The 16,081-nt window shown below is 58.1% G+C and carries 15 protein-coding genes; 11 read left to right on the top strand and 4 right to left on the bottom strand.

Annotated features, from left to right (window positions below; all coding sequences use genetic code 11):
- Window positions 1-89 precede the first annotated feature (89 nt).
- The gene (locus LRS06_RS20340) at window positions 90-452 is read right to left on the bottom strand and encodes a MerR family transcriptional regulator (protein WP_168679806.1); all 363 of its coding nucleotides are present in this window, start codon (window positions 450-452) and stop codon (window positions 90-92) included.
- Window positions 453-675: 223 nt separating this feature from the next.
- Between LRS06_RS20340 and alaS the strand changes: the two genes are divergently transcribed.
- The 7 genes from alaS to LRS06_RS20375 all read left to right on the top strand — a co-directional run bounded on the left by alaS (window position 676) and on the right by LRS06_RS20375 (window position 10,061).
- The gene (gene alaS, locus LRS06_RS20345) at window positions 676-3,360 is read left to right on the top strand and encodes an alanine--tRNA ligase (protein ID WP_257873198.1); all 2,685 of its coding nucleotides are present in this window, start codon (window positions 676-678) and stop codon (window positions 3,358-3,360) included.
- 127 nt (window positions 3,361-3,487) lie between these two features.
- A complete protein-coding gene (locus tag LRS06_RS20350; RefSeq protein ID WP_257873199.1) occupies window positions 3,488-4,261 on the top strand; it encodes an energy transducer TonB in 774 nt (257 codons plus the stop codon).
- A gap of 241 nt (window positions 4,262-4,502) precedes the next feature.
- Entirely contained in the window at window positions 4,503-5,267 is a 765-nt protein-coding gene (locus LRS06_RS20355; RefSeq protein ID WP_257873200.1) for an energy transducer TonB, read from the top strand.
- 23 nt (window positions 5,268-5,290) lie between these two features.
- On the top strand, window positions 5,291-6,259 hold the full coding sequence (locus LRS06_RS20360) for a hypothetical protein (protein ID WP_257873201.1): 969 nt from the start codon (window positions 5,291-5,293) through the stop codon (window positions 6,257-6,259).
- Between the two features lie 328 nt (window positions 6,260-6,587).
- The gene (gatB, locus tag LRS06_RS20365) at window positions 6,588-8,045 is read left to right on the top strand and encodes an Asp-tRNA(Asn)/Glu-tRNA(Gln) amidotransferase subunit GatB (protein WP_257873202.1); all 1,458 of its coding nucleotides are present in this window, start codon (window positions 6,588-6,590) and stop codon (window positions 8,043-8,045) included.
- A 180-nt stretch (window positions 8,046-8,225) separates the two neighbouring features.
- Window positions 8,226-8,705, top strand: coding sequence for a TlpA disulfide reductase family protein (locus LRS06_RS20370; RefSeq protein WP_257873203.1), 480 nt, complete (start codon window positions 8,226-8,228; stop codon window positions 8,703-8,705).
- 213 nt (window positions 8,706-8,918) lie between these two features.
- Window positions 8,919-10,061: a TlpA disulfide reductase family protein gene (locus LRS06_RS20375; protein WP_257873204.1), complete on the top strand. Its 1,143-nt coding sequence runs from the start codon at window positions 8,919-8,921 to the stop codon at window positions 10,059-10,061.
- A gap of 88 nt (window positions 10,062-10,149) precedes the next feature.
- On the opposite strand, the gene LRS06_RS20380 is transcribed toward LRS06_RS20375, so the two are convergent.
- The 3 genes from LRS06_RS20380 to LRS06_RS20390 all read right to left on the bottom strand — a co-directional run bounded on the left by LRS06_RS20380 (window position 10,150) and on the right by LRS06_RS20390 (window position 12,754).
- Window positions 10,150-11,037 (bottom strand): hypothetical protein, encoded by an 888-nt coding sequence (locus LRS06_RS20380; RefSeq protein WP_257873205.1) that lies wholly within the window; start codon window positions 11,035-11,037, stop codon window positions 10,150-10,152.
- A 289-nt stretch (window positions 11,038-11,326) separates the two neighbouring features.
- Window positions 11,327-11,845: an acyl-CoA thioesterase gene (locus tag LRS06_RS20385; RefSeq protein WP_374679451.1), complete on the bottom strand. Its 519-nt coding sequence runs from the start codon at window positions 11,843-11,845 to the stop codon at window positions 11,327-11,329.
- Between the two features lie 234 nt (window positions 11,846-12,079).
- Window positions 12,080-12,754 (bottom strand): protein-L-isoaspartate(D-aspartate) O-methyltransferase, encoded by a 675-nt coding sequence (locus tag LRS06_RS20390; protein ID WP_257873207.1) that lies wholly within the window; start codon window positions 12,752-12,754, stop codon window positions 12,080-12,082.
- Window positions 12,755-12,889: 135 nt separating this feature from the next.
- Between LRS06_RS20390 and LRS06_RS20395 the strand changes: the two genes are divergently transcribed.
- The 4 genes from LRS06_RS20395 (at window position 12,890) to LRS06_RS20410 (ending at window position 16,043) form a co-directional block, all read left to right on the top strand.
- Window positions 12,890-14,296 (top strand): sugar transferase, encoded by a 1,407-nt coding sequence (locus LRS06_RS20395; protein ID WP_257873208.1) that lies wholly within the window; start codon window positions 12,890-12,892, stop codon window positions 14,294-14,296.
- Between the two features lie 194 nt (window positions 14,297-14,490).
- Window positions 14,491-15,081, top strand: a complete 591-nt coding sequence (locus tag LRS06_RS20400) for a riboflavin synthase (protein WP_257873209.1) — start codon at window positions 14,491-14,493, stop codon at window positions 15,079-15,081.
- Window positions 15,082-15,147: 66 nt separating this feature from the next.
- Window positions 15,148-15,759, top strand: a complete 612-nt coding sequence (locus LRS06_RS20405) for a hypothetical protein (protein ID WP_257873210.1) — start codon at window positions 15,148-15,150, stop codon at window positions 15,757-15,759.
- An 80-nt stretch (window positions 15,760-15,839) separates the two neighbouring features.
- Window positions 15,840-16,043, top strand: a complete 204-nt coding sequence (locus LRS06_RS20410; RefSeq protein WP_257873211.1) for a hypothetical protein — start codon at window positions 15,840-15,842, stop codon at window positions 16,041-16,043.
- The last annotated feature ends 38 nt before the right edge of the window (window positions 16,044-16,081 follow it).

Below are 16,081 nucleotides of genomic sequence, written 5' to 3' on the forward strand. Positions count from 1 at the left end.
TACCCAGATTACTGTAAGGAATTGATGGATATATTTTTTGCTGTAAGTCAAGGATTTAAAATAATAAATACTGAATTCACCTCTTCTATTTATCCCTGCTGCGCCTTTCCAATGGCGTCCAGCTCCTTTTTCATCGTCACCATGAACTTGCGCACCCGTTCCAGGCTCTGAATCACGTCGATTTTCTCCTTGAGCTGGGGGCCTTTCTGCTTGAGCATGTCGCGGGCGCCTGGAATGGTGTAGCCGCGCTCCTTCACCAGGTGGTAGATGGTGCGGAACGTGTCGATATCCTGGGGCGTGTAGAGGCGGTTACCTTTCTTGCTTTTGCGCGGGCGCAGCTCCTCAAACTCCGTTTCCCAGAAGCGAATCAGCGAAGGCGCCACGTTGAACTGCGCGGCTACCTCGCCGATGGTGAAGTACTGCTTTTCGATTTCGCGGTCTTTGTAGGGCATTCTGGTAGAACTCAGAGCTGAGAAAATAGAACTTAGAGCGGGTAGCTAGAGAGAGGAATAAAGGCTGAAAACCGGTCGGAACCGATCTAAGCTCTACTTTCTGATTTCTCACTTCTGTAAAGTCGGCTACCTTTGCCGGAAGCGCCTTTCCGCAGGAAAGGCGAAAAGTAGCCAAAATCCCGGCCGCGGCCAATTTCTGCGCCCGCCGTCATCTATTCCCGTTATGTCACTGCACACCGCCAGCCACGTCCGCCAGCAATTCCTGGATTTCTTTGCTTCCAAAGGTCACCACATCGTGCCCTCGGCGCCCATCGTGGTCAAGGACGACCCTACGCTGCTGTTCATCAACTCGGGCATGGCCCCGTTCAAGGATTACTTCCTGGGCAACAAGCCCGCGCCCTTCAAGCGCATTGCCGACACCCAGAAGTGCCTGCGCGTGTCGGGCAAGCACAACGACCTGGAAGAGGTAGGCTACGACACCTACCACCACACCATGTTCGAGATGCTCGGCAACTGGTCGTTTGGGGATTATTTCAAGAAGGACGCCATTGCCTGGGCCTGGGAACTGCTCACCGAAGTGTACAAGCTGCCTAAGGAGCGGCTATATGTTACCTACTTCGAGGGCGACCAGGGTGACGGCCTCGGCCCCGATACGGAGACGCAGAACTTGTGGCGCCAGTACACCACTGACGACCGTATTCTGCCCGGCAACAAGAAAGATAACTTCTGGGAAATGGGCGATACGGGTCCTTGTGGTCCGTGCACCGAAATCCACATCGACCTGCGCGACGAGGCGGAAATTGCTCAGAAAGGTGGAGCCGAGCTGGTGAATGCCGACCACCCCCAGGTTGTTGAAATCTGGAACAACGTGTTCATGGAGTTCGAGCGCCGTGCCGATAAGTCGCTGCTAAAACTGCCTCAGCAGAACGTAGATACGGGCATGGGCTTCGAGCGTTTGATGATGGCCGTTTCGGGCGTGAAGTCCAACTACGACACTGACGTATTCCAGCCGCTGATTCAGTTCATTGCTAGGGAAGCAGGAGTAGAATATCATGGCACTTCTCCGGCCAAAGTGACGGATTTGCCAACCACTGAAAATGAGAAAACGGATATTGCTGTCCGCGTCATTGCAGATCATATCCGAACAATCAGCTTCGCAATTAGCGATGGTCAGCTGCCTTCTAATGTAAAAGCTGGTCACGTTATTCGGCGCATTCTGCGTCGGGCCGTGCGTTACTATTATTCTTGGTTAGGTATTAAAACGCCGTTCCTATACAAAATAGTCCCGGTCCTTGCTGACCATATGGCCGGCATATTTCCTGAATTGAAAGCGCAAACGCAGTTTGTTCAACGGGTAGTTGAAGAAGAAGAAATAGCTTTTCTTAAAACGCTGGAATCAGGACTTCGGCGTTTTGATGCTCTGGAAGAAAGCTTTCGACAGAATGGCAACCTTATTGACAGCAAGATTTCCTTTGAGTTGTCCGATACATTCGGGTTTCCCTTCGACCTGACAGCCCTGCTGGCGCGGGAAAAAGGCTTTACGGTGAGCGAGGCTGACTTCAACAAGGAGTTGGCCGTGCAGAAAAACCGTTCCCGCAACGCCCAGGAGGCCGAGCAGAGCGACTGGGTAATCGTGCACGACTCGGAGGAGCAGCCGGCTTTCGTGGGCTACGACCAAGAGCAGGCCCCGGCCCGCATTCTGCGCTACCGCCGCACCGACCGCAAAGGCAAAACCGAATACCAGGTGGTGCTCGACCAGACCCCGTTCTACGCCGAGTCGGGCGGGCAGATTGGCGACACGGGCTACCTGGAGTCGGCGCTGAGCAAGGTGCGCGTGCTGGACACCAAGAAGGAAAACGACCTCATCGTGCACACCGTGCTGGAGCTGCCCCAGGACCTGGAAGGCGAGTTTACGGCCCGTTTCGATGCCGCCCGCCGCGACCAGATCCGTCGCAACCACACCGCTACGCACTTGCTGCAGGCAGCTTTGCGCGAGGTGGTAGGCACGCACGTAGCCCAGAAAGGCTCGTTGGTGAACGAGAAGCTGCTGCGCTTCGACTTCTCCCACTTCACCAAGGTAACCGACGACCAGCTGCGGCAGGTCGAAACCATCGTCAACCAGCGTATTCGCCAGCAGATTCCGCTGGATGAGCGCCGCAACGTGCCCATCGACGAAGCCAAGAGCCTGGGCGCTACGGCCTTGTTCGGGGAGAAGTACGGGGAGTTCGTGCGCGTCATCACCTTCGACCGCGAATTCTCGGTGGAGCTCTGCGGCGGCACCCACGTGCGCACCACCGGCGACATTGGCTTCTTCAAAATCACCTCGGAAAGCGCCGTAGGGGCCGGGGTGCGCCGCATTGAGGCCGTGACGGCCGAAGCCGCCGAAGCCTTTGTAAACCAGCAGCTGGACTTGCTGGTGCAGGTGCGTGAGGCCCTGGGAAACCCCCAGCACCTTATTTCCAGCATCGAGAAGCAAACCGAGGAAATTGCCGGCCTGCGCAAGCAGATCGACCAGTTTGCTCAGCAGAGCATCAACCAGCAGAAAGACCAGCTCGCCGGCCAGGTGAAGGCGCTGAACGGCGTAAACTTCCTGGCGACCCAGGTACAGGCGTCCTCTGCCGACTCGCTCAAAACCCTGGCCTTCAACCTGCGCCAGGCCGTGCCGAACCTGGTAGCCGTGCTCGGCGCCGAAATCGACGGCAAGCCCCAACTGGCCGTGATGCTGGACGACGAGCTGGCCAAAGGCGGCAAGCTCAACGCTTCGGCGCTGGTGCGCGAGCTGGCCAAGGAAATCCAGGGCGGGGGCGGCGGACAGCCGTTTTTCGCCACGGCCGGCGGCAAGAACGTGGCTGGTTTGAGTGCCGCTATCAGCAAGGCCGAGGCGCTGGTGAGCGGGCTGCTGGGGTAGATGTTGTCGAAAAAGATGTATTGTAATTTGCTCGGCTACTCTGAAGGCTGTTTTCAAAAGCTAGCTGTACAGATAGCCGAGCAAATATCTACTCTAACGTTGATTCTTTTTGATTTTGAAATATGTCATGTTACTGTTAGCCCTGGGGTTAGCAGGTGCCTTGTCGGGCGCCCCTTTGCCCGACAGCACGCAAATTAATCGTCGCACCGAATACTTAGATGGTAAGCATCAACGGGTGAGTTCACCTGTAGGAGCAGTTTTTAGGGTTGAAACAATACTAACAGATAGCATCCGAGGTATTGAAAAGCAATTCTACCTGCCCAGCGGTAAACTGTCCTCTTTCCGTGGTTTCCTGAATCGCAAATCCCATGTATGGCATGGGGCTCACTTGGAATACTATGAAAACGGCCAGATTCGATTGCAGGAAAGCTTTGTGCTAGGCAAGGTGCAGGGCGAACGGGTTACTTTTTATCCCACTGGTACGCTTCGGCGCCGAGAGCAAATCATATCTGGTCAAGAAGCCAGCGGCGAATGCTTCGGCCCTGATGGTAAGCCAGTGCCCTATTTCCCTTATATGGTCATGCCAACATACCCGGGTGGCCAGGACGCTTTTTTGAATGATATCGGCCGGCGCATCATATATCCGATTGAGGCGGTTCGCGCCCATGTAGAGGGAATAGTGCTGGTGAAGTTCCAGGTGGCAAAGGACGGCAAAGTAGAAAACATCAAGCCTGCAGAATTGCCCGCTGACGCCACACCAGAGGTACGAAGGGTCTACACTTATCTGCAGGCGGCGGCCATGCAATCAGTGCAAAAAGTGAAATCATTCATTCCAGGTCAACTGGACGGGGAGCCGATAGTAGTAAATATGACGGTGCCTGTTACTTTCAAAATCAGATGACTTTTGAGAAGCTAAGGATTGAATAATCGACTTTCCAGCCTTTTTACTGCCGCTGTGCTCTTGCTGGCTTGGCCGGCGGCAAGAACGCGGCTGGCCAAGCCAGCAAGCGAGCTGCTGGTGTAGTTGCTAATCAATAGTTAGTGTAATAGCTTTGACTATTCGGCTACTAAACCACAAAGGGCATTGTAAGGCAGAGTATCTTACAGTACCCATTTTTTATATTCGTTATTACTATTGAATAATGTCCTTCTCTGGTGTTGTTAAGCATTGTGCTTGGATAGTTAGTATAACTTTTTCTTTGCTAGGTACTTATTCTGCGGCTGGGCAATCCATTAATGGATTCTTCAAAACTGAGTTAGGTGAGAATAGTAGCGTAGGTTTTCACCCTTGGCAAGCCGCTCGTACTGATACGACACGACTGGCAAAGGCGGCAGCCGTAATTACCCGCTACTATGCTTCGGGGAAAAAGCAGGAAGAAATTCCCTATAGCAACCTGGACAAGGGTATGTTACATGGTATCCATCGCCGCTGGTTCGAGTCGGGGCAGGTATATACCCAAGAAGGATTCGTAGCTGGAAAACGTCAGGGAAAGGTATTGGTGTATTATTTCAACGGGGTTTTGCGCCGTCAGGAAGAATTTAAACTAGGTAAACGCATAGTTTCGCAGTGTTTTGATGCGGCCGGCAAATCCACCACCTGGATTCCTTTCATGCAACTTCCAGAGTATCCGGGCGGCATAAATGCTTTGCTGGAAGCTATCCGCTCAGCAACAGTATATCCTGCTAACTCCCTTCGCAACGGAGAGCAAGGTAAGTCTATGGTCAGTTTCACAATTAGCTCCCGTGGACAGGTAGTCAATGCGCGCGTTGTGAAAAGTGTGAGTCCGAGCCTGGATGCAGAAGCTTTACGGGTGGTAAAAATGCTGCATGGTTGGGCCCCTGGCAAGCTAGATGGAAAACCGGCTAGCGCGGATTTTACAGTGCCGGTGACCTTTCAAATTCAATAAACTTTCACATTTTATAGCATTCTATGCGCCTTTCTACCCTTTTTACCGCCGCGTTCCTTTTGCTGGCCGGTACCACGGCCACGGCCCAAACCAAGTTCACGGAGCCCGTGGAGTACAACAACTTCATCGTGGCCGAGCAGCAGGTGATGATGCAGAAGTGCCTGCGCTACATCAGCAAATCGGCGCACAGCGAAAACGAGAAGAAGATTGCGGCCCGCCTGCAGGACGTCATCACCCAGAATAAACTCTCCCTGGCCAAGATTTCGCACCTGCCCGCCTTCAAAGGCAACACCGACTTCCGCGACAAAGCAAAAGCCTCGTTCCAGCAGATGCTGAGCGTGTACTCGCTCGACTACAAAAAGGTAAACGCCCTGGCCGCCGGCCGCACCCAGAGCCTGGAAGCCATGCAGCAGTACTTCGACATCATGGAGCAGGCCGAAGCCAAGCTGGAAGCCGCCGGCGACAGTGTGGAAGCGGCTCAGCAGCGCTTCGCCCGGCAGTTCGGCCTGACCATGCAGGAAACGCCCGCCAGCCGGAAAATGGGGGAGACGATGCGGCAGATTTCCGAGGTCAGCGCCTACCACCACAAAGTGTACCTGACCACGTTCCGCCTCGAAAAGGTTAATGCGGCTTTCTCCGCCGCCCTCAGCAAGCAGGACGCTGTGGCCTTCGAAGCGGCCCGCACCCAGCTGGAAGCGGCGGCCGAAACTTCAGCCGCCGAGCTGGCGGCCCTGCCCGCCTTCCGGGGCAAGCAGAATCAGTACCGCGACGCGGCGAAGAACCTGGCTAACTTCTACGTAGTGGAGTGCGGCAACGACTTCCGCAAGCTGCAGGAGCTGCTGGTGCGCAAAGACCAGCTAACCCGGGCCGACGTGGAGGACTACAACCGCTACATCAAAACCCTGAACACCCAGGGCCAGAAGTTCAACGAGGCCTACAACAAAGCCAGCACCGCCTTCCTGGATTCCAACGTGCCAGTGTTCAACGACTGAGCAAGTGGCTGTAGAGACGCATACTTGCGTCTTCTCGTTGAACGACTTCTGTTAAACGACAATCGTTGTTACGGCGCAGACGACGAGACGCAAGTATGCGTCTCTACAGCCGTTCTGGCTGCTATTCGGCTAACGAGGCCAATGCCTTGGCAAATTGCCGGAAACCAGAGGAAGCCACAGAACCCACGAAATGAAAGCGGGCGGCGGGAAAACTTTCCTGCGGCCTGCTTTCGTGCTCCTAGCGGCCGAGTCCTTAACTTGCACCCACAATCAGCCCCGCCGCAGCTGCTGCGGAAATCAAAGTTCGGCGCAAGCCAACCTGTGCTACATGGACGAAGCTATTAAAGCCAAATACCAGCCCGTCATCGGCCTGGAAGTACACGCCCAGCTGCTCACGCGCAGCAAAATGTACTCTTCGGATGAAAACGAGTACGGCGCCCTGCCCAACAACAACCTAAGCGTGATTACGCTGGGCCACCCCGGCACGCTGCCCCGCGTGAACTACACAGCCGTGGAGTACGCCATGAAAATGGGCCTGGCTACCAACTGCCACATCCGCCGCGACAACCTGTTTGCGCGCAAAAACTACTTCTACCCCGACCTCCCGAAGGGCTACCAGATAACCCAGGACAAAACCCCCATCTGCTACGAGGGCCACGTGGACATCCGCCTCTCCGACGGCTCGGAGCGCCGCATCGGCGTTACGCGCATTCACATGGAGGAAGACGCGGGCAAATCCATGCACCTGGCGGGTGAGGTAGAAACCCTGGTAGATCTGAACCGGGCCGGCGTGCCGCTCATCGAAATCGTGTCGGAGCCGGACATTCGCACCTCGGAGGAAGCCTACGCCTACCTGGCCGAAATCAAGAAGCTGGTGGAGTACCTCGAAATCTGCGACGGCAACATGGAGGAAGGCTCTCTGCGCTGCGACGCCAACGTGTCGGTGATGCTGAAAGGCGCCGCGCAGTACGGCACCAAGGTGGAGGTGAAGAATATGAACTCCTTCCGCAACGTGCAGCGCGCTATCGAGTATGAAATAGAGCGGCAGATTGCCTTGCTCGAAGCCGGGGAGGAAATCATCAGCGAAACCCGCGGCTTTGACGCGCAAACCGGCACTACCAGCGGGCAGCGCAGCAAGGAAACCATGAACGACTACCGGTACTTCCCGGAGCCCGACCTGCCCCCGGTCATCATCGACGACGCTTGGCTGCACCGCATCCAGAGCGAGCTGCCCGCGCTGCCCCAGCAGCTCTACGCCCGCTTCACCGGTGAGCTGGGTTTGTCCGACTACGACGCCACCGTGCTGACGGCCGACAAGGACATGGCCCTGTACTTCGACGAGCTGACGCGCCTGACTTCCAACGCCAAAGCCGCCGCCAACTGGGTAACCGGCCCCGTGAAGGCCTACCTGAACGAGCGGGCCCTCACGCTGGAGCAATTCCCGCTCACGCCCCGGCACCTGGCCGACATCATCCAGCTCATCGACGACAACAAGGTGGGCCACTCAGTAGCCAGCAAGCAGCTGTTCCCGTTCTTGCTTGACAACCCCACGCAAACCGCCGCCGCCGCTGCCGAGGCCCAGGGCCTGTTGCAGCAGTCGGATGCCGGGGCGCTGGAAGCCATGATACAGCAGGTGCTCGATGCCAACCCGGCTAAGGTGGCCGAGTACCGGGCCGGCAAAAAGAGCCTCACCGGCATGTTCATGGGCGAATTGATGAAGCTCACCGGCGGCAAAGCCGACCCCAAGCTCGCCAACCAGCTCCTGCGCCAGAAGCTCGACGCTTAATCAGGGTAGAGGCGCCCGCCTTGGCGTCTCGTCGTTGAACGATTTGCGCCCCAACAGCTCTAGGAATGTGTAAAACGCCCACCAACTGCCCTGCGGCTGGTGGGCGTTTGCTATTTACCGTGGAGCTTCCGAATATTGAGCATGCCTTTCCGCGCACGTGTTCTTCTCGTCTGCAGCCTCTTGCTTACCTCCATCAGCTGCCAGCGGGCCGCGGCCCCCGCCAACCACGAAACGATGGACAGCGCGGTAGCGCCCACCGATTTGCAGCTACCTACGCCTGAAGGTCAGCCGCTGAAGCTCAGCAGCCTGCGCGGCCAGTACGTACTGGTTGATTTCTGGGCCTCCTGGTGCGGGCCCTGCCGGGCCGAAAGCCCCAACCTGCGCAAAATCTACGGGCAGTTTCACTCGCGGGGGCTGGAAATCTACAGCGTGTCATTGGATGTGAACCGCGACAAGTGGCTGCGGGCCGTGGCCGCCGACCAGCTTAGCTGGCCCCAGGTGTCGGACCTGAAAGGGTGGGAGAGCAGCGGGGCCCGTGCCTACGGCGTCACGGCCCTGCCCTTCAACCTGCTGCTGAGCCCCGAAGGCCGGATTCTGGCCACCGACCTGCACGGCCGCGCCCTGGGTCAGAAGATTTCGGAATACATTCCGCTGGACTGAGGGCGGTAAATTGCCCGACCTGTTTTGCCTTCTTCTTCGTCTGCGGCGCTTTGCCAGCTGCAACTCTGCACCGGATTTGCGGGTTATGCTAAGCAATTACGGCCGGTACTGGCTCCGCTATTCCCCAGGAATAGGCAACTTGCGCCCGATTTCCTTGTCTGCTACTTTCCCGGCGCCTTCTTTGGCCGGTTTGCTTTTTGAATGATGCGTAAAATGAAGAGTCTGCTTTACATGGGCGCCGTGCTGGGCATGGCCAATGCCTGCAACAAATCCAGCGTGCCCACCACCGACGGCGGGGCCGCAGCCACCGGCTTTCAGATCAACGGCCAGCTGACCAACGCCGCGGCTGGCAGCCAGGTGTATTTGGCCGAACTGGGCGAAACCCAGTTTGTGTCGCGCGATACGGCCACCGTCAACGACAAAGGCGAATTCTCCTTTAAAGGCACCGTGCCCGAGGCCGGCCTCTACCAGGTGAAGGTGAACGACCAGAACCAGGTGCTGCTGGCCCTCGACAACAGCACCAAGCTCACCCTAAGCGGCGACGCCGCCCGCCTCTCGGAAGGCTACACCGTGAAAGGCTCCCCCGACTCGGAGATGCTGCAGCAGCTGGGCACCGTGATGGGCCGCAGCCGCGTGCAGGCCCAGGCCTTGGAGCAGCGCTACAACCAGGCCGCCCAAACCGGCCGCGCCGATTCTATGCAGGCCGTGGAAGCCCAGTATATGGCGACCCAGGCGCGCAGCAACGCGGCCATTAAGGCGCTGGTGCGGCGCAACCCCAAATCGGTAGCCTCGGCTTTTGTCGTGAGCAACCTGCTGAACCCCGACGAGGAGTTCGTGTTTGCCGACTCCATGGCCAACCAGTTTAAGACTTCCCTGCCCAACTCACGCTATACCAAGGCGCTGGTGGCCCGCCTCGACCCACTGCGCTCCACCGCCAAAGGCCAGACGGCCCCGGAAATCAAGCTCCTGGCCCCCGACGGCAAGGAAGTAGCCCTGAGCAGCCTGCGCGGCAAGTACGTGCTCATCGATTTCTGGGCCTCCTGGTGCGGCCCCTGCCGCAAGGAAAATCCCAACGTGGTGCGCGCCTACCAGAAGTTCAAGAGCAAGGGCCAGGGCTTCGAAATCTACAGCGTGAGCTTCGACCAGAGCCGCGACAAGTGGCTGAAGGCCATCAAGGACGACCAGCTGACCTGGACCCACGTATCGGACCTGAAAGGCTGGGAGTCGGCTGCCGGCCAGACCTACGGCGTGAAGTCCATTCCGCTTTCCATCCTGATTGACCCGCAGGGAAAAATCATTGCCAAAAACCTGCGCGGCGCCCAGTTGGAAAGCACCCTAGCCTCGGTGCTGAAGTAAGCAGTGTCTAACGAAGCTTCAATAAAAAAGCCGGCCGCAAATGCGGCTGGCTTTTTTATTGAAGCAAGGGCTGCGAAGCCATGTTGTTCTACCCCAGAAACATCCGCTGGATAGCCTGCCAGAGCTGCTTTTTGCGGCCGGCGTCGTATTCGAGCATGTCGATTTCGCCGGCGCCGAGGAAGGCTGTGTCGCCGTAGAGCAGCACTGGTTCATAGGGCTGGGTGGTGTACACGGCCACGTCGAGCAGGTTTTTGCCGAAGGCCAGGAACTGCCGCGCGTGCAGGTGCTGGCGCAGGCTGCACAGCGCCACCGGAAACTTCTCGTGCTCCACGTTCACCAGCACCACGTCTTCCATTACCAAGCGGATGGCTTTAAGCAGGTTGTTGAGAAACACGTTGCGCGGCAGCTTGCGGAACTGCTCGGGCGACATGCGCACCAGTATGACCAAGCCCCGGGCATTGCTGCCAAGGGTAGCAAATGGCACGTGCGCCACCGGCGACTGAGTAGGCGTGGGCTGAATGCGCCCGGCCTGGGCTGCCGGGGCAGGTGTAGCCGCGGGCAGCTCGGCCAGCGTAAGGTTGGTAGGTTGATAAGCCGCTGCCTCTACAGGAGCCGGCGCGGCAGGCGGCGGGATGGCAGGCTGCGGGGGCGTTGGCGCAGCAACCGGCGGCAGCGTTGGCCCAACTGTCGGGCTGGCTGCTTTGAGGCTGCCCAGCGAAGGGAGTTTTGATGCCGTTGCCTGCGGCGGTGCCAGGGCCGGCGCGGCAGTCGGTAAAATCACCGATGCTGCTTCGGCTGCCCGAGGAGCCGCGGAAATGGCTGACGCTGCAGTTGGCGCCTCAACAATGGGAGTAGCAGACAGCCCTACGGGCGCTTCGGTCGCAACTGGCTCGGGCCTACTGGGTTCGGCCACCACGTATAGCGGGGTGTTGGCGTAGAAGCTCTGGAAAAAGGAAAGCGTAGCGGCGGTATCCATAAGCAGTACAAAGGCTGACCGGAAGATAGCAAATAGGAAACTTGGCGGGCTATGGGTGCTGAGGGACGGGTTCCAGGAAGTTGTTTGAATTAATACTGCGGCCGCCCGCTGGGTGTAGAGACGCCTAGTTGCGTCTCTCTGGCCGCGTCGTCAGGGCGAAAGCCTTCAACGACGAGACGCAAGTATGCGTCTCTACACCTTTCTGATAATTGCTGTGCTGACGCAAAGCTTAGGAGAAGTGACAGGACCTTTCTGGAAGACAAAGCAGCCGGCCGCACCCTGGAAATCTTTACTGCATATCAAACAGGGACTTCAGCTCAACGGCGTCCTGGGGCTTCATGCGGCCGCCCAACACCAGGCGCAGCTGGCGGCGGCGCAGGGCGCCATCGTACAGGCGGATTTCCTCCTCGGTTTCGGCTACGGCCTCGGGCACGTCAATCGGGCGGCCCGCCTGGTCCACGGCCACGAAGGTGAAGAAGGCTTCGTTGGACTTGAACCGGGTGCCGTTGGGAATGTCCTCGGCCCACACATCAATGTGTACTTCCATGCTGGAGCTGAAGGAGCGCGTTACTTGCGCCTCCAGGGTCACAACGTTGCCCAGCTTGATGCCTTCCCGAAACGAAACGTTATCGACGGAAGCCGTAACGACGATGCGGTTGGAGTGGCGCTGGGCCGAAATAGCGGCGGCTACGTCCATCAGGTGCATCATGCGGCCGCCCATCAGGTTGTTGAGCGTGTTCGTGTCGTTGGGCAGCACCAGCTCGGTCATCCGAACGAAGGAGTCTTTTACGGGCTTTTGTTTGCGCATCATGTAAGGGAAAGAGTCAGCAGTAAGTTCCGGCAAAGATAGGATAGGGAATGTGCTAATGTGGGTTGAATGTGCTGCGCTGCGCTAATGTGGGTTGAATGTGCTGCGCTGCGCTAATGTGGAGAATGTGCTTATCGAATGGACTCCAAGTTCACCGACACGTTCTACTCTCCTCAGCACATTCCTCACAATTCCCACATTCTCCACATTAGCACATTCTCCACATCAGCACATTCATGCTCCCCACCCAGCCTGGCCCAGGAGCGGCACGAAGCGGAACTCCTCGAAACCCTCGCGCACGAAGCTTTCTTCCGACTCGCGCACTACGCGCACCATGCGCTGGCTGTGCTCCGTGCCCACCGGAATAACGAGGGAGCCGCCCACGCGCAGCTGGCGAAGCAGAGGCCGGGGCAGGGTAGGCGAGCCAGCCGTGACGATAATCTTATCGAACGGAGCCTGGTCGGGCAGGCCGAGGCTGCCGTCGCCGCAGAAGAGGTGGGCCGGGTGGTGCAGCTGCGCGAGCAGGCGCCGGGTGCGGGCAAACAGCACCGCGTTGTACTCGATGCTCCAGACGTGGGGCGTGAGCTCCAGCAGCACGCAGCACTGGTAGCCGGAGCCCGTCCCGATTTCCAGCACCCGGTCCTGGGGCTGCACCTGCAGCAGCTGCGTCTGGAAGGCCACGGTGTAAGGCTGCGAAATCGTCTGCCCCTCGCCGATGGGAAAGGCCTTGTCCTGGTAGGCGTGCTCCCGGAAGGCCGGCTCGAAAAACACATGGCGCGGCACCTGCTCCAGGGCCCGCAGCACCCGCTCGTCGTGGATACCTTTGCGGCGCAGCTCGGCCACCAGGGCGCGGCGCTGGCCGCGGTGCCGGTAACTATCGGAAGCCGGAAGAGCAGATTGCAGGGACACGGAGAATGCGCTTACCTTTGCGGGGCCCGGCGGGCGCGGCCCCGGAGAGTGGAGCGCGAAACTACCGTTTTCAGGCCATAAACCGCATGTGTCCGGCCTCGTCGGGGCTCTTTCTTTGCTTTCGATTTCCGCCGCTTGATTCGTACCCTGCAGAAGCTCAAACTCATGGCCGCCGACTTCGGGGCGGCGCTGCTGGCCTGGATGGGGTTTTACCTCCTGCGCAAGTACCTGCTCAACGAGAGTTTCACGCCCAACGAAGAGGTTTTCACGCTGGTAGGCTCGGCCCTGCTTATTGCCGGCTTCTGGCTGGTGCTCTACACGCTCATTGGCGAGTACCGCGACATTTTTCGCAAGTCGCGCCTGGGCGAAATCATCCGGCTGGCCCAGGTATCCATTCTGGGGGCGCTGGTTATTTTCTTCGCGCTGCTGCTCGATGATGAGGGCGTGAGCAACTACCGGCTCTACTACCGCACCATTTCGGCGTACTTCCTGCTGCATTTCACCGTGTCGGCCATTCTGCGCACCTGGGCCGTGAGCAGCGTGCAGCGGCTCGTGCGCAGCGGCGTCATCACCTTCAACACGCTTATCGTGGGGGCCAATGCTCTGGCCCGCGACGTGCGCCAGGAGCTGGTGCACGCCACCCGCTACCTGGGTTTGCGCATTATCGGGTTTGTGTCGGTGGGCGAAACGGTGGATGCCGCGCTGGCGGCAGCCCTGCCCCACAAAGGCAGCTACCGGGAGCTTTCCCGGCTGATTGCGGAGCTGCACGTAGAGCAGATTATCATTGCCACCGAGCCGAGTGAGCACCGCCTCATCCAGGAAATCCTGACCTTGCTGGAGGGCGAACCAGTACGCATCAGCATCCTGCCCGACCTCTACCAGATGCTGCTGGGCTCGGTGAAGGTAAACCACCTGTTTGGGACGCCCCTCATCGAAATCAAGCAGGATCTGCTGCCCCTATGGCAGGAAGTCACCAAGCGCGGGCTCGACGTAGTGGGCTCGGCGCTGTTTCTGCTGCTGGCCTCGCCCGTATACGCCTTCACGGCCGTGATGGTGCGCCTGTCCTCACCGGGGCCGATTTTCTACTCCCAGGACCGCATCGGCAAGGGCGGGCAGCCGTTTCGCATCTACAAATTTCGCTCGATGTACGTGGATGCTGAACGGCAGGGCCCGTCGCTTTCCTCGCAGCACGACCCGCGTATCACGCCCTGGGGCCGCTTTATGCGCAAGGTGCGACTGGATGAGCTGCCCCAGTTCTGGAACGCGCTGAAGGGCGACATGAGCCTGGTGGGCCCGCGCCCCGAGCGGCAGTTCTACATCGACCAGATTGTGGCCGTGGCCCCGCACTACCGCCACCTGCACCGCGTGCGCCCCGGCATCACCAGCCTGGGCCAGGTGAAATACGGCTACGCCGAAACCGTGGAGCAGATGGTGGAGCGCCTCAAGTACGACATTCTCTACATCGAAAACATGAGCCTGGCCATGGACTTCCGCGTCATGCTTTATACCCTCAAAATCATTGTGGAAGGCCGCGGGAAATAATGTGCTAATGTGGCTGAATGTGCTTCGCTCCGCTAATGTGCTAATGCTTTGTAAAGTAGAATTGCACCTTTTGAACATTTCAGCATTCCGTTGATTAGCACATCAGTACATTTTTCACATTAGCGAAGCGCAGCACATTCAACCCGCATTCTCCACATTAGCGAAGCGCAGCACATTCAAACCACATTAACGAAGTGTTTACCGGCATCATCGAAACCCTGGGTACCATCACGGCCGTGCGCCGGGAGGAAACCAATATTCATTTCACCGTAGAATCCGGCTTCGCGCAGGAGCTGAAAATCGACCAGAGCGTGGCCCACGACGGGGTGTGCCTTACGGTAGTAGCCGTGGACGGCATGGCCGGCACGCACGTGGTTACGGCCATCGACGAGACATTGCAGAAAACCAACCTAAGCCAGTGGGCGCCGGGCCGCCGCGTGAACCTGGAGCGCTGCCTGGCCGCCAATGGCCGCTTCGATGGCCACATCGTGCAAGGGCATGTGGACCTCACGGCTGAGTGCGAGTCGGTGGAAGACCAGCACGGCTCCTGGGTGTTCCGCTTCCGCCACGAGCCGGGCCCCGGCCGCGTAACGGTGGAAAAAGGCTCCATCTGCGTGAATGGCACCAGCCTCACCTGCTTCAACAGCACCGACGACGGCTTTTCCGTGGCCATCATTCCCTACACTTACGAGCACACCACCTTCCAGGACCTGCGCCCCGGCCACCGCGTCAACCTGGAGTTCGACATCGTAGGCAAGTACGTGGCGAAATTGCTGGGACGATAAAGAAACTGACGAACTACATTCAGAAGGAATATATTAGGCTTTCTTTTAAGCCTAAGTAGCCCGGCTATGCGTGTGTTAATCTGGTTGTTGCTAGCGGCCTGGGGAGTGGCTGGTTGCCGGCGTATTGAGTGCGAAGAATTTCAACTGGACCATCCGCTTATGGGCTGGCACTGGTTTGCCGATCTACAGCCCAGTTACACATTCGTCAACGGCCAGGGAAGGAGCGTGCTACTGGTTCGCACGGAGTATGAGCGCGAAGCGGCTGAGAAGCGTTGGTGCCATTTGTGTCTTTGTACTGCCGATTTACGGACAGACTATACCTGCGAAATGCTGGGTTTACTGTTTCAGTGCGACATAGATTATGCTGGGGAGGCCGAGTCAGATGCCGTCAATGGCAATGTATATTACGGCGTAAACCGGTTGTATTCGGCCCAGCGCGACTTCAGTTCGTTTCGCAGCCGCGACTCTACGTTAGATGCATCAGTCGGTTCGTATTCATCGGCACTTTTTACCGTGCATCGCCGACCATCAATCACGCTGCTGGCTACAACAGTTTCGGATGTGCTGGAACTAGCAATACTCGATACAGCCCAGGCTGGGGCGGAAGTAGTATGGGTGAAAAAAGGACAGGGACTGATTGGTTTTCAGCGCGGAGGTGAAGTGTGGGTAAGGCAGTAACAGCCGGGCTGCTAAGCTGCGCTGTAGGCACCTTTTCGCTTCCCCTGCGTATCTAACTCGGAATATCAACTCCTACCGACATGTCAACCAAACGTCAGTTAATAGAGCCTATTCCCGGCGACAAGCGCTACGTGCGCCGCGACAAGGAAGGCAAGTTCACCAGCTCCGCCGATTTAAACCGCTCCTTGTCCGGCGACGACCGCACCAACTCCAAAGTCACCAGCAAACCCGGGCAGGGCGACAAAGGCGACGGTCACACCGGCAACCGCAAGCCCGCCAAATAATTGCTGCTCAACGACCAATGAAAAAGGCTCCGTACTAA

Source organism: Hymenobacter sp. J193, from assembly GCF_024700075.1.
GTDB lineage: Bacteria > Bacteroidota > Bacteroidia > Cytophagales > Hymenobacteraceae > Hymenobacter.

Excerpts from the sequence above, each read along its gene's own strand:
- LRS06_RS20350 (WP_257873199.1), top strand. The coding sequence starts at position 3,488 with ATGTTACTGTTAGCCCTGGGGTTAGCAGGTGCCTTGTCGGGCGCCCCT.
- LRS06_RS20375 (WP_257873204.1), top strand. The coding sequence starts at position 8,919 with ATGAAGAGTCTGCTTTACATGGGCGCCGTGCTGGGCATGGCCAATGCC.
- LRS06_RS20340 (WP_168679806.1), bottom strand. The coding sequence starts at position 452 with ATGCCCTACAAAGACCGCGAAATCGAAAAGCAGTACTTCACCATCGGC.
- LRS06_RS20405 (WP_257873210.1), top strand. The coding sequence starts at position 15,148 with ATGCGTGTGTTAATCTGGTTGTTGCTAGCGGCCTGGGGAGTGGCTGGT.
- gatB (WP_257873202.1), top strand. The coding sequence starts at position 6,588 with ATGGACGAAGCTATTAAAGCCAAATACCAGCCCGTCATCGGCCTGGAA.
- LRS06_RS20385 (WP_374679451.1), bottom strand. The coding sequence starts at position 11,845 with ATGCGCAAACAAAAGCCCGTAAAAGACTCCTTCGTTCGGATGACCGAG.
- LRS06_RS20380 (WP_257873205.1), bottom strand. The coding sequence starts at position 11,037 with ATGGATACCGCCGCTACGCTTTCCTTTTTCCAGAGCTTCTACGCCAAC.
- LRS06_RS20360 (WP_257873201.1), top strand. The coding sequence starts at position 5,291 with ATGCGCCTTTCTACCCTTTTTACCGCCGCGTTCCTTTTGCTGGCCGGT.
- LRS06_RS20355 (WP_257873200.1), top strand. The coding sequence starts at position 4,503 with ATGTCCTTCTCTGGTGTTGTTAAGCATTGTGCTTGGATAGTTAGTATA.
- LRS06_RS20410 (WP_257873211.1), top strand. The coding sequence starts at position 15,840 with ATGTCAACCAAACGTCAGTTAATAGAGCCTATTCCCGGCGACAAGCGC.
- alaS (WP_257873198.1), top strand. The coding sequence starts at position 676 with ATGTCACTGCACACCGCCAGCCACGTCCGCCAGCAATTCCTGGATTTC.